Source organism: Aeromicrobium sp. Root344, from assembly GCF_001425755.1.
In the GTDB taxonomy this organism is placed as follows: Bacteria; Actinomycetota; Actinomycetes; order Propionibacteriales; family Nocardioidaceae; genus Aeromicrobium.
This window is the reverse complement of the sequence record NZ_LMDH01000001.1, coordinates 2,913,451-2,926,661: the sequence shown is the minus strand read 5'-3', so window position 1 is coordinate 2,926,661 and position 13,211 is coordinate 2,913,451. Positions and strand designations below refer to the sequence as shown.

At 69.7% G+C, this 13,211-nt stretch carries 10 protein-coding genes; 4 read left to right on the top strand and 6 right to left on the bottom strand.

Annotation, left to right across the window (positions count from 1 at the left end; translation table 11 throughout):
• Positions 1–16: 16 nt before the first annotated feature.
• Complete coding sequence (locus tag ASC61_RS14375; RefSeq protein ID WP_056213018.1) at positions 17–682, top strand: DUF429 domain-containing protein; 666 nt, start codon at positions 17–19, stop codon at positions 680–682.
• Here the strand turns inward: ASC61_RS14375 and amaB are convergent.
• Both amaB and ASC61_RS14365 read right to left on the bottom strand, forming a co-directional pair.
• The gene (gene amaB, locus ASC61_RS14370) at positions 679–2,184 is read right to left on the bottom strand and encodes an L-piperidine-6-carboxylate dehydrogenase (protein ID WP_056213016.1); all 1,506 of its coding nucleotides are present in this window, start codon (positions 2,182–2,184) and stop codon (positions 679–681) included. The genes ASC61_RS14375 and amaB overlap by 4 nt on opposite strands.
• Before the next feature lies 1 nt (position 2,185).
• Positions 2,186–3,283, bottom strand: coding sequence for a saccharopine dehydrogenase family protein (locus ASC61_RS14365; protein ID WP_082530681.1), 1,098 nt, complete (start codon positions 3,281–3,283; stop codon positions 2,186–2,188).
• Between the two features lie 169 nt (positions 3,284–3,452).
• Here ASC61_RS14365 and ASC61_RS14360 point away from each other — a divergent pair, with 169 nt between their 5' ends.
• Positions 3,453–4,640 carry an MFS transporter gene (locus ASC61_RS14360; protein WP_056213014.1) on the top strand — a complete coding sequence of 396 codons (1,188 nt, stop codon included), beginning with the start codon at positions 3,453–3,455 and terminating at the stop codon, positions 4,638–4,640.
• On the opposite strand, the gene ASC61_RS14355 is transcribed toward ASC61_RS14360, so the two are convergent.
• From ASC61_RS14355 to ASC61_RS14345, 3 genes are read right to left on the bottom strand one after another with little or no spacing between them, the layout of a single operon-like run.
• A complete protein-coding gene (locus ASC61_RS14355; protein ID WP_056213012.1) occupies positions 4,637–6,367 on the bottom strand; it encodes a glycerol-3-phosphate dehydrogenase/oxidase in 1,731 nt (576 codons plus the stop codon). The two genes, ASC61_RS14360 and ASC61_RS14355, sit on opposite strands and share 4 nt — an antisense overlap.
• Positions 6,368–6,412: 45 nt before the next feature.
• Positions 6,413–7,930 (bottom strand): glycerol kinase GlpK, encoded by a 1,518-nt coding sequence (gene glpK / locus ASC61_RS14350; protein ID WP_056213010.1) that lies wholly within the window; start codon positions 7,928–7,930, stop codon positions 6,413–6,415.
• Between the two features lie 48 nt (positions 7,931–7,978).
• Positions 7,979–8,824 (bottom strand): MIP/aquaporin family protein, encoded by an 846-nt coding sequence (locus ASC61_RS14345; RefSeq protein ID WP_056213008.1) that lies wholly within the window; start codon positions 8,822–8,824, stop codon positions 7,979–7,981.
• 140 nt (positions 8,825–8,964) lie between these two features.
• Here ASC61_RS14345 and ASC61_RS14340 point away from each other — a divergent pair, with 140 nt between their 5' ends.
• Positions 8,965–9,723, top strand: a complete 759-nt coding sequence (locus ASC61_RS14340; RefSeq protein ID WP_056213006.1) for an IclR family transcriptional regulator — start codon at positions 8,965–8,967, stop codon at positions 9,721–9,723.
• Positions 9,720–11,228 (top strand): glycerol kinase GlpK, encoded by a 1,509-nt coding sequence (glpK, locus tag ASC61_RS14335; protein ID WP_056213004.1) that lies wholly within the window; start codon positions 9,720–9,722, stop codon positions 11,226–11,228. Before ASC61_RS14340 ends, glpK (ASC61_RS14335) begins: the two co-directional genes overlap by 4 nt.
• A gap of 22 nt (positions 11,229–11,250) precedes the next feature.
• Here the strand turns inward: glpK (ASC61_RS14335) and leuA are convergent, their stop codons facing one another.
• Entirely contained in the window at positions 11,251–12,990 is a 1,740-nt protein-coding gene (leuA, locus tag ASC61_RS14330; RefSeq protein ID WP_056213003.1) for a 2-isopropylmalate synthase, read from the bottom strand.
• Positions 12,991–13,211 lie beyond the last annotated feature (221 nt).

Sequence of the window (13,211 nt, the reverse complement as noted above, 5' to 3'; positions counted from 1 at the left end):
GTGCAAGGATCGGGACATGACGGTGCTGGGCGTCGACGGCTGTCCTGTCGGGTGGGTCGGCGTCGCGTGGGGCGACGACGTCACGACGTTCGTCGCGCTCGACATCGAGCAGCTGGTGCGCGAGGCCATGAGCCACCACGCGATCGAGGTCGTCGCGATCGACACTCCCATCGGCCTGTCGAGCGACGGCGACCGGGCACCCGAGGCGTACGCGCGCCGGCGCCTGCCCGGGCGCGCGTCGACCGTGTTCAGCTCACCGGCGCTGGGCGCACTGCGCGCCGAGACGTACGACGAGGCCAACGCCGCCAACAAGGCAGCACTCGGCAAGGGCCTGAGCCGGCAGGCGTTCGGCATCCTGCCCAAGATCGCCGACGTGCACGACTGGCTGGCCACCGGTCCGGCCGTGCCGGTCATCGAGGTGCACCCGGAGGTCTGCTTCGCAGCCATGAACGGCGCCGTCGTGCGACAACCCAAGCGGACGGCGGCCGGAGCGGCGATCCGGCGTGAGCTGCTCGGGCGCGAGGGCCTGGTCGTGCCGGCCACACGCGTACGTGGTGCAGCGCCTGACGACGTCGTCGACGCGGCCGCGGCAGCGTGGACCGCGCGGCGATTCGCCGACGGTGTCGCCGAGCGCCTGCCGCCGGAGCCACGCGACCACGTGGCTCCGGCGATCTGGGCCTAGACGAACTCGACGCCCTGCGCGAGCGGGAGCTCGGTGGAGTAGTTGACCGTGTTGGTCGAGCGGCGCATGTAGGCGCGCCAGGCGTCGGAGCCGGACTCGCGGCCGCCGCCGGTCTCCTTCTCGCCGCCGAACGCTCCGCCGATCTCGGCGCCCGACGGGCCGATGTTGACGTTGGCGATGCCGCAGTCGGAGCCGACGACCGACATGAACTGCTCGGCCTCACGCACGTTGAGGGTGAAGATCGACGACGACAGGCCCTGCGCGACCTCGTTGTGCAGCGCGAACGCCTCGTCGAGGTCGGAGTAGGTCAGCACGTAGAGCAGCGGGGCGAACGTCTCGGCCTTGACGATCTCGGTCTGCTTGGGCATGTCGATGATCGCCGGGTGCACATAGAATCCGTCACCGTCGACCTCGGCAGCCGTGCCGCCGGTGACCAGGTCGCCGCCGTCGGCGGTGGCCTGCTGGACTGCTGCGCCGAACGCGTCGAACGCCGGCTGGTCGACCAGCGGGCCCACCAGGGTGGAGGCCTCGAGCGGCGAGCCGATCGGCAGCGTCTCGTAGGCCGCCTTGAGGCGGGCGACGAGGTCGTCCTTGATGGACTCGTGCACGATGATGCGCCGCAGCGACGTGCAGCGCTGACCGGCGGTGCCCACGGCGGAGAACACGATGCCGCGCACGGCAAGGTCGAGGTCGGCGGACGGGGCCACGATCGCGGCGTTGTTGCCGCCGAGCTCCAGGAGCGTACGTCCGAGGCGGGCCGCGACGCGGGGCGCGACCTGCTTGCCCATGCGGGTCGAGCCGGTCGCCGAGACCAGCGGCACGCGCGGGTCGTCGACCAGCACCTCTCCGATGCGGTAGTCGCCCAGCAGCACCGCCGAGAGGCCCTCGGGCACGCCGGCCCGACGAGCGGCCTCGGCGGCGAGCGCCTGGCAGCCCAGTGCGGTGAGCAGGGTCTTCTCCGACGGCTTCCACACCACGGCGTCGCCGCAGACGAACGCGAGCGCGGCGTTCCACGACCACACCGCGACCGGGAAGTTGAACGCCGAGATGACACCGACGACGCCCAGCGGGTGCCACTGCTCCATCATCCGGTGACCCGGGCGCTCCGTGGCGATCGTCAAACCGTGCAGCTGGCGCGACAGGCCGACGGCCAGGTCGCAGATGTCGATCATTTCCTGGACCTCACCCAGACCCTCCGACACGATCTTGCCGGCCTCGATCGACACCAGGGCGCCGAGGTCGTCCTTGTGCTCGCGCAGCAGCTCGCCGAGCTCGCGGACGAACTGACCGCGTACGGGTGCGGGCACGCTGCGCCACAGCTCGAACGCCGCCTGGGCGCGGCCGATGACGTCGGAGGCCTCGTCGGGCGTGTGTGACCGGAGCCGGCCGATCTCGCCGCCGTCGATCGGCGAGCGGCAGACCAGGTCGCCGTCGGCGACGAACGGATGGCCCGCACCGAGGCGGTCGAGGATGTCCTGCGTACGTGTGGCGATGTCGGTCATGTCAGACCTCTCCCTGCTCGGCGAAGTGGCGCCCGGCCTGTGTCGAGAACAGCTGCTCGAGCGTGATGTCTTCCTGCTTGATGAATCCAGAGTGCGGCAACGTGCCGTCGGCGACGAGCTCGACGACGCTGACCGCCGAGGCGGCCGTCGTCCACGAGATCGCCCGCCAGGTGCGACCGGAGATGTCGAGCGGCTTGTAGGCGCGTACGTGGTTCTCGCGGAACGGGTGACCGTTCTTGACCCCCTCGACCGCGGCGTGGATGAACACGACGTCGTCGTTGACTGGCGGCTTGGAGTCGACCAGCATCTTGCCGACGAGGTCGCGCTGCTCGCGCAGGTTGAGCTCGTCGAACAGGAAGTGCATCTGGTCGAAGTGGCCCGGATAGCGCAGCGTCTTGTAGTCGAGGCGGTGCACCCGGCCCTCGTACGTCTCGCACATCGTGCCGAGCCCGCCGGACGTCAGTGCGGCCTCGAGCTCGATGCCGCCGATGAACACGCGCTCCTTCTCGGTCATCGCCGGCACCATCTGCCGGTTGCCCGAGCGGAGCACCTCGCAGTCGTTGAGGTACTCGTTGACGACGCCTTCGGGCGACCAGTTGATGGCGTAGCCGAGGAGTCCGGTCGGGTTCTGCGGCAGGGCGCCGACCTTGAGCTCGATCGAGCGGATCTCGTCGAACGTCTTGGCGATCGACGCGCCGATGATGCCGATGAGGCCCGGTGCGAGGCCGCACTGCGGGGCGAACGCCGCACCTCGCGCGCCTGAGGCGCTCTGCTCGGCGGCGAGCTCGATGACCCGGTTGGTCGTGGGGACGTCCTCGGTCAGGTCGAAGTAGTGAGTGCCGGCGTCGTACGCGGCCTCGGCGACGTCGATGTTGAGGTGATAGGGCAAGCACGACACCACGGCGTCGACCCCACGCAGGGACTCCCGCAACCCGGCGGTGTCCTGCACGTCGAGCGGCTTGACCTCGAACCCGGGGTCGTCACGCGGCGCTGAGTCGTAGCCGATGACCTTGAAGCCCGACTCGCCCAGCATGACGGCGACGAGCTCGCCGACCTTGCCGAGCCCGAACACCGCGACCTGGTTGATGATGCGCGCCACGAATCCTCCTCACGACCGAAATGGATCTCACTTCGGTGGAACACTGCGCCGAGGGTGGTCGGCGTCCCCCCGAGCGTAGCGCGTGCGAGAGCCGTTTACTGTACCGGCCGGTGCAGTGATCCACGGCACGTCGGGAACGCGGGGCCCGCCTCGCTGGTTGACTTCGGTCATGACGTCACTCAGTGGTGGTCGCGCGTTCGCGGCTCTTGCGTACGCCTTCGCGGTGACGATGATGGGCACGACGCTGCCGACGCCGATGTACGTCATCTACCAAGGGCGCTTCGGCTTCTCGATCACGATGTCGACGGTGATCTTCGCGACGTACGCCTTCGGCGTCCTCGCGGCGCTGCTCGCGTTCGGCCGGTGGTCCGACGCGCTGGGCCGTCGCCCCCTGCTGCTGGCCGGGCTCGGCGCAGCGATCGCCAGCGACGTGGTCTTCCTGCTCGCCGGCAACACCGGCGCGCTGCTCGTCGGGCGCGTGCTGTCGGGACTGTCGGCCGGCATCTTCGTCGGGACCGCGACGGCTGCTGTCGTCGAGGCGGCACCCGCCGGCTGGCGATCCCGCGCCGCACTGCTGGCCACGGCTGCGAACATCGGTGGGCTCGGCCTCGGGCCCCTCGTCGCGGGCGCCTTGGTCGACTGGCTTCCGTGGGACGTGCACCTCGCGTTCCTCGTTCACCTCGGGCTGTCGCTGATCGCAGTCGCCCTCGTGTGGTGGGTCGCCGAGACCGTCGACGTGGTGCCCGGCTCACGTCCGTCGTTCCAGCGGCTCGCGGTCCCCGCCAAGGTGCGTACGACCTTCGTCGCCGCCGGCACCGCGAGCTTCGCCGGGTTCGCCGTGATGGGACTGTTCGTGGCCGTGTCGCCCCGGTTCGTCGCGCAGGCGCTGACCAGCCCGAGTCCGGCGTTCGAGGGACTCGTCGTCTTCACGGTGTTCGGCGCCTCCGTCATCGCCCAGGTGGCGCTCAGGGGCCTCCCGACGACGCGGGCCGTCAACGCCGGGTGCGCGCTGCTCGTGGTCGGCATGCTCGTGCTGGTCTGGGGCCTGCAGACGGAGTCGGTCCCGCTCATGCTGGTCGCGGCGGTGGCGGCAGGCTCCGGGCAGGGGCTCTCGTTCAGCAAGGGGCTGGCGTCGGTGCTGGCCAAGGTAGATCCCCATGAGCGCGCGGGCGTGACCTCGGCGTTCTTCGTCGTCGCGTACGTCGCGATCTCGCTGCCCGTGATCGGCGAGGGTGTCGCCGCGCAGCACTGGGGACTGACGTCCGCCGGCACCTCGTTCTCAGCCGCGGTCGCGGCCCTTGCGGCCCTGGCCCTCATCAGCCTCGTGATCGATCAGCGCCGCGACCGGAGCGCCTAGCCGAGGACGGTGACCGGCACGACGTCGGACGCACCCTTGCGCGCGGCGTCAGCCGTGTCGTCGTCCGGCATGGTCTGGCTCTCCCGCTCGGCTTCGACTCGCTTGACGTAGTGGTCGACCTCGTTGGCCCGCTGAGCCTCGTCCCAGCCAAGGACCCGCGCCATCAGGTCGGCGACCATCGGCGCGGCCGTCACGCCGCGGTCGAACTCCTCGAACGAGATGCGCGTACGGCGCGTCAGCACGTCGTCGAGGTGCCGCGCGCCCTCGTGCGTCGCGGCGTAGACGACCTCGACACGCAGATAGTCCGGCGCACCCTCGAGCGGCAGGCCCAGGTCGGGCTCCTCGGCGACCAGCGCCAGGAGCTCGTGGATCAGTGACCCGTAGCGGCCGAGCAGGTGAACGATCCGTTCGTCGTGGAGCCCGGAATCCCGGGCGAGGAGCTGGCGCTGGTTGGAGACGGCGTCCCACCCCTCGGCACCGAGCAGCGGCACGTGCTCGGTGGCGGACGGGGGCACGCGGCGCTCGAGCTGTCCCTCCAGCGCGTGGGCGACCTCGTCGATGACGTCCTTGGCCATGATCCGGTACGTCGTGTACTTCCCGCCCGCCACGACGATCAGTCCCGGCGCGGCATGCCCGATCGCGTGCTCGCGGGACAGCTTGCTGGTCGCCTCGTCCTCACCACGCAGGAGCGGACGCAGCCCGGCGTAGACCCCCTCCACGTCGTCGTGGGTCAGCGGCTCGACGAGCACCTTGTTCACGTGCTCGAGGAGGTAGTCGATGTCGCTGCGGCTCGCGGCGGGGTGGTCCTTGGACAGCGACCAGTCCGTGTCGGTCGTGCCGATGATCCAGTGGCGACCCCACGGGATCACGAACAGCACGGACTTCTCGGTGCGCAGGATCAGGCCCGAGTCGCTGCGGATGCGGTCTCGCGGCACGACGAGGTGCACGCCCTTGCTGGCGCGTACGTGGAACTGCCCGCGCTCCCCCGCGAACGCCTGCGTCTCGTCGGTCCAGACCCCCGTGGCGTTGACGACCTGCCGGGCCCGGACGGTGATGGTGCGGCCGGACTCGAGGTCACGCACCTCCGCGCCCACCACCCGACCGCCCTCCTTGACGAGTGACATGACCCTGGCCCGCGTTGCCACGTGTGCGCCGTACGCCGCGGCGGTCCGCGACAGGAACATCGTGTGCCGGGCGTCGTCGACCTGGGCGTCGTAGTACTGCAGCGCACCGACGAGTGCGTCCTTGCGCAGTGACGGGGCGATGGCTCGCGCTCCGCGGCGCGTCAGGTGGCGGTGCAGCGGGACGCCCGCCCCGTAGCCCGACGCCTTGCTCATCGCGTCGTAGAGCGCGACGCCCGCGCCGGCGTAGACCCGCTCCCACGCCCGGTGCTGCAGCGGGTAAAGGAACGGGACCTCCCGGACCAGGTGCGGCGCCAGCCTCTGCAGGTGCAGTCCGCGCTCCTTGAGCGCCTCGGCGACCAGCCGGAAGTCCAGCATCTCGAGGTAGCGCAGCCCGCCGTGCATGAGCTTGCTGGAGCGGCTGGACGTGCCCGATGCCAGGTCACGCGCCTCGACCAGGCCGACCGTCAGGCCGCGGGTGGCGGCGTCGAGGGCTGCTCCGCCCCCGACGACGCCACCGCCGATCACCAGGACATCGAGCGTCGTGGCAGCCATCGCCTCGAGTGCGTCCTCGCGGGACTGCGGGGACAGGGGTGCTGACTTCATGCTCGTACCTCTCGATGTCGTGGTGCTCGTGTGTGCGGAGGTTGGCTAGCTGACGTCGACCCAGTCGAGGGTCCGGGTGACGGCCTTCTTCCACTGGCCGTACCCGGTCTCGCGCTGCTCGTCGTCCCACTGCGGCTCCCACCGCTTCGACTCGTTCCAGTTCTCCCGCAGCTCGTCGGTCGAGCTCCAGAAGCCGACCGCGAGACCCGCCGCGTACGCCGCACCGAGCGCGGTGGTCTCCGCGACGACCGGACGGCTGACCGTGACACCGAGGACGTCGGACTGGATCTGCATGCACAGCTCGTTGGCCGTCACGCCGCCGTCGACCTTGAGCACCTCGAGCACGACCCCGGAGTCCTTCTCCATCGCCTCGGCGACGTCGCGGGACTGGTAGCAGATGGCTTCGAGCGTGGCCCGCGCCAGGTGGGCGTTGGTGTTGAAGCGCGACAGGCCGACGATCGCCCCGCGGGCGTCCGACCGCCAGTAGGGCGCGAACAGACCCGAGAACGCCGGGACGAAGTAGACCCCGCCGTTGTCCTCGACCTGCCTGGCCAGCGACTCCGACTGGGCTGCGCCGGAGATGATGCCGAGCTGGTCACGCAGCCACTGCACGGCCGAACCCGTCACCGCAATCGAGCCCTCCAGGGCGTACACCGGCTTGTCGTCGCCGAACTGGTAGCAGACCGTGGAGAGCAGACCGGCGTTGCTGCGCACGAGCTCGGTGCCGGTGTTGAGCAGCATGAAGTTGCCGGTGCCGTAGGTGTTCTTGGCCTCGCCGGGGGCGAAACAGACCTGCCCCACCGTCGCCGCCTGCTGGTCGCCGAGGATTCCGGTGATCGGGACCTCGCCGCCGAACGGCCCGTTCTCGAGCGTCACGCCGTACGGCTCCTTGGTCGACGACGGCTTGATCTCGGGCAGCATCGCCCGCGGGATGTCGAAGAAGCCCAGCAGCTCGTCGTCCCACTCGAGCGTCTCCAGGTCCATCAGCATCGTGCGGCTCGCGTTGGTCGGATCCGTGACGTGGACTCCGCCGTTGCGGCCACCCGTGAGGTTCCAGATGATCCAGCTGTCGGTGTTGCCGAAGATCGCCTCACCCTTCTCAGCCGCCTCGCGGACGCCGTCGACGTTCTCGAGGATCCACTGGATCTTGCCGCCGGAGAAGTACGTCGCCGGGGGCAGTCCCGCCCTGCGCCGGATGATCTCGCCGCGCTCGTCACGGTCGAGCGCGCTGGCGATCCGGTCCGTGCGGGTGTCCTGCCACACGATCGCGTTGTAGTAGGGCCGACCGGTGTTCTTGTTCCACACGACGGTCGTCTCGCGCTGGTTCGTGATGCCCAGTGCGGCGAGGTCCTCGGCGCCGAGGCCGGCCTTGGTGAGCGCCGTCTGGATGACCGCGGACGTACGCTCCCAGATCTCCGCCGGGTTGTGCTCGACCCAGCCGGCCTGCGGCATGATCTGCTCGTGCTCGAGCTGGTGGCGGGCGACCTCGTTGCCGCTGTGGTCGAAGATCATGAAGCGGGTGCTGGTCGTGCCTTGATCGATGGATCCTACGTATTCAGCCATGGTGGGGCCTTTCGCTGGGGTGAGTGGTGACGGTGGTCCGCGGGCTGGTCATACGAGGCTGTCCGCGTCCTCGCGGACGGCTTGACGGGCCGGCTCCTGCACGGGCTCGGAGACCGTGATCTCCTCGGGCTCGTCGGGCAGGTGGCGCTCGATGAGGTACGTGAACAGCGCGCCACCGATGAGGCCACCGAGGATCGGCGCGACGATCGGCAGCCAGAAGTAGAGCGGGTGACTGCCGCTGGTGCTCCACCACGCGTCGCCGTAGCCGGTGATCCACGAGGCCAGACGCGGCCCGAAGTCACGAGCCGGGTTGATGGCATATCCCGCGTTGCCGCCGAACGCCATGCCAAGTGCCACGACCAGCAGGCCCACGACGACCGGGCCGATGTTGGCCATCGGCGGGTTGTTGGTCGCGGTCGTCAGGGCGAAGATCACGAACACGAGGATCGCGGTGCCCACGACCTGGTCGAGGAACGCCGAAGGGATCGACACGCCGGCGGTCGGTGAGGTCGAGAAGATGCCCTGCGAGGCGTACGTGTGGTGAGGATCGATCTTGTCGATCAGGTCGGCGTACGTCGCCCGGATGATCAGCGCCGCGATGAACGCGCCGACGACCTGCGCCGCGATGTAGGGCGCGACCTTGCGCCACTCGAAGCCCTTGAACGCTGCGAGGGCGATCGTCACGGCCGGGTTGAGGTGCGCCCCCGAGATGCGCGCCGCAACGTAGACACCGAGCGTCACGCCGATGCCCCAGGCCCACGCGATCGAGTCGTGGTCGCCGGCGGCGCCGTCGCCGGTGACGACCTGCGCCACGACGCCGGTGCCGAACAGGATGAGGATCATCGTGCCGAGCAGCTCGGCCGAGATCTCACCCCACAGAGTGTTCTTCTTCATGTCGAAAACCTCACTGTCCGGGCGGCTCGTGCCGCCTCGAGCGACGCTAGGACCCGGTATGAGGTGCCTCAAGGTCGAGCGTTCGACATCGTCGAACGAGCGGGCTGGCGCCTCACCATGTGCGCGCTAACGTCACTGATGTGCCGGGGGCGATCCAATCTGTCGAGCGTGCGGCCGCGGTCCTTCGCATCCTCGGTGGGGCCGGTCGACCGCTGCGGCTCTCGGAGATCGCCGATGCGCTCGACCTGCCCAAACCAACGATCTTCGGACTGGTCCGCACGCTGCGCGACGTCGGTTTCGTCCACCAGGACCGCGCCACGTCCGACTACTCGCTGGGCGACGGAATCCGCAACCTCCACGAGTCGGGGCTCGACCCCAACGACCTGCGCTCGCACGCCATGAACTGGTCGGACGCGTTGGCGTCACGCACCCGGCTCGAGGTGCACATCGGCTTCCCCGACCCTGACGGCGCCCGCATCGTGCATCACGTCTTCCGGCCGGGTGGCTCGGTGCAGCAGCTGCGCATCGGCGAGGTGCTGCCGTTCCACGCGAGCGCCCTGGGCAAGATCATGCTGGGGTTCGTCGCCGGTACGCCCTCGAGCCCGCGCCAGCTGGAGCGCTACACGCCGCGCACGCTCGTCAACCGTGCGGCGCTCGACGCGGAGCTGCACCGCATCCGCGCCCGCGGCTGGTCGTCCGAGGGCAGCGAGCTGATACCCGGGATCGGTGCGCTTGCCGTGCCGCTACGTGGCTACGGCGGCATCGGCGTCGGCGCGCTCGCCGTCACCGGGCCGGTCGAGAAGGTGTTCCGCCACGCCGGGCCGCCACTGGACACGATCATTCGCGCGACGACAGAGACGGCCGCCTCGATCTCCCGCTCGCTGGGCCTGCACGCGTGAACGAGACCGTCATCGCCGCGATCGACCAGGGCACCACGTCGACGCGCTGCATGATCTTCGACCGGCAGGGCCGGACCCGCTCCCTGGCCCAGCGCGAGCACCACCAGACCTTTCCGCGTCCGGGCTGGGCCGAGCAGGACGCCGACGAGATCTGGCGCCACGTGCAACGCCTCGTGCCAGAGGCCTTGGCGCAGGCCGGCCTCGACCACCGGCAGGTCGCCGCGCTGGGCATCGCCAACCAACGCGAGACGACGGTCGTCTGGGACCGAGCGACCGGACGCTCCGTCGCACCGGCGATCACGTGGCAGGACACGCGTACGTCCGACATCGTCGACGACCTCGTCGCCAAGGGCGCGACCGACAAGGTCATGGCCGTGACCGGGCTGCAACCGCGTACGTACTTCGCCGGCCCGCGGCTCCGTTGGCTGCTGGACCACCGGCGGGGGCTGCGGGCTCGGGCCGAGGCCGGCGAGCTGCTGTTCGGGACGATGGAGAGCTGGCTGATCTGGAACCTCACCGGCGGCCTCGACGGCGGGGTCCACGTCACCGACGTGACGAACGCCAGCCGCACGATGCTGATGGATCTCTCGACCGGGCAGTGGGACGACACGATGCTCGAGCTGCTCGACATCCCGCGCGCCGGGCTGCCGAGCATCCGCTCCAACGCGGAGGTCTACGGCACGTGCGTCGCACCACTGCAGGGCGTGCCCATCGCCGGCGCCCTCGGCGACCAGCAGGCGGCGCTGTTCGGCCAGACGTGCTTCCAGCCCGGCGATGCCAAGTGCACGTACGGCACCGGAGCGTTCCTGCTGATCAACACCGGTCCCGAACGGCCGACTCCCGGGCCGTCCGTGCTGCCGACCGTCGCATACGCACTCGGCGACGACGCCCCGGTCTATGCCGTCGAGGGCTCGATCGCGATGGCCGGCTCCCTCGTCCAGTGGCTGCGCGATGCCCTCGAGATCATCCCCACGGCACCGCAGATCGAGACTCTCGCCCGGTCGGTCGACCACAACGGTGGCTGCTACATCGTCCCGGCGTTCTCCGGCCTGTACGCCCCGCGGTGGGACCAGGACGCTCGTGGAGTGATCGTCGGCCTCACGTCGTTCGTCACCAAGGCGCACCTCGCTCGCGCGGTGCTCGAGGCGACCGCGTGGCAGACCTGGGAGGTCGTCGAAGCGATCCGACGCGACCTCGGGCTGACGTTGGAGACGCTGCGCGTCGACGGCGGCATGACGTCGAACCACCTGCTCATGCAGATGCTGAGCGACGTGCTCGACGCCTCGGTCGAGCGTCCGCTCGTCTCGGAGACCGTCTGCCTCGGCGCCGCGTACGCCGCAGGGCTCACCGTCGGCTACTGGTCCGACCTCGCGACCCTCAGCCACCACCGGCACGTCGCCGCGGTGTGGCGGCCACAGATGGATGCAGCGGTGCGCAAGCGAGAGTCGACGCAATGGAACCGCGCCGTGGACCACGCCCTCGGGTGGGTCCTGCCGCCGGAGTGAACCGGCGGCAGGACACCCGTGGTCAGCCCGGGATCGTCTGGGCGGCGGCGCGGTTGGCGGCGGACACCACAGCCCGCAGCGAGGCCGTGACGATGTTGCTGTGGATGCCGACTCCCCACACCGTCTCGCCGGCGACATCGCACTCGACGTAGGCCGCGGCCTGCGTCGTCGCGCCCTCGGACTCCGGCAGCAGTGCGTGCTCGGAGTAGTCGAGCAGGTTGATGTCGGCGCCCGCCTGTCGCAGGCTGTCGACGAACGCCGCGACCGGACCGTTGCCCTCGCCGCGGAACTCCGTGACCTCGCCGCGCACGCGGAGCGAGACGACCTGGTGGTCGCTGCCGTCCTCGGCCGTCACGGAGCGGAAGCTCTCCAGGTCGTACGGCTCCTGGCGCGCGAGGTACTCACGCTCGAACGCCGCCCAGATCTCGCTCGGCTCGATCTCGCCGGCCTCGCCCTCGGTGAGGCCCTGCACGACCTGGCTGAACTCGATCTGCAGCCGGCGCGGCAGGTCGAGCTGGTGGTCGTTCTTGAGGATGTAGGCCACACCGCCCTTGCCGGACTGGCTGTTGACGCGGATCACCGCCTCGTACGTGCGGCCGACGTCCTTGGGATCGATCGGCAGATAGGGCACCGCCCAGTCGATGTCGTCGACGTGCTTGCCCTGGTCGGCGGCATCCTTGGCCAGCGCCTCCAGACCCTTCTTGATCGCGTCCTGGTGCGATCCGCTGAACGCGGTGTAGACCAGGTCGCCGCCGTACGGATGCCGCTCCGGCACCGGCAGCTCGTTGCAGTACTCGACCGTGCGGCGGATCGCGTCGATGTCGTGGAAGTCGATCTGCGGGTCGATGCCCTGGCTGAACAGGTTGAGCCCCAGCGTGACCAGGCAGACGTTGCCGGTGCGCTCGCCGTTGCCGAACAGGCAGCCCTCGATGCGGTCGGCGCCGGCCATGTAGCCGAGCTCGGCCGCCGCGACGCCCGTGCCCCGGTCGTTGTGCGGGTGCAGCGACAAGATGATGCTGTCGCGGCGGGGCAGGTTGCGGTTCATCCACTCGATCGAGTCGGCGTACACGTTGGGCGTGGCCATCTCGACGGTCGCCGGCAGGTTGATGATCAGAGGCCAGTCGGGCGTCGGATCGATGACGTCGATGACCCGGCTGCAGACCTCGAGCGCGTAGTCGAGCTCGGTGCCGGTGTAGGACTCCGGTGAGTACTCGTAGGAGATCTTGGTGTCGGGCGTGTGGATCTCGGCGTATTTCATGCACAGGCGCGCGCCCTGCGTCGCGATGTCGGTGATGCCGTCCTTGTCGAGCCCGAACACCACACGTCGCTGCAACGTCGAGGTCGAGTTGTAGAAGTGGACGATCGCCTGCTTGGCGCCGGCCAACGACTCGAAGGTGCGGTCGATCAGGGGCTCACGGCACTGCGTCAGCACCTGGATCACGACGTCGTCGGGGATGTGGTCGCCCTCGATGAGCTGGCGTACGAAGTCGAAGTCGGTCTGGCTGGCGCTCGGGAAGCCGACCTCGATCTCCTTGTAGCCCATGCGCACGAGCAGCTGGAACATCGCCAGCTTGCGGGCCGGGGTCATGGGGTCGATCAGGGCCTGGTTGCCGTCACGGAGGTCGACGGCGCACCAGCGGGGCGCCTGCGTGATCGTCGTGCCCGGCCACGTCCGGTCGGGCAGCTCGATCGGCACGAACGGCTGGTAGCGGTGGTGCGGCATGCCGCTGGGCTGCTGCGGGGTGTTGGCGTAGGTCGTCATCGGGATCCTCGGGGTGTTTGTCTGGCTGGTGAGCGGCCGGTACGTGACAAACTCCGCGCCGAGGGGTCCGACCTAGAGGACCTCGACGCGGCAGAGAAGGAGCAGGCTCTGGATCCGCATAGTGATCGGTAGTTTATCAGTATGGCTGAGTTCCTCCACGAGCAATCCTCTGACCGATCTGTTGCGTCCTACGTCGAGCCCGGCAAGGGCTACGACCGCGA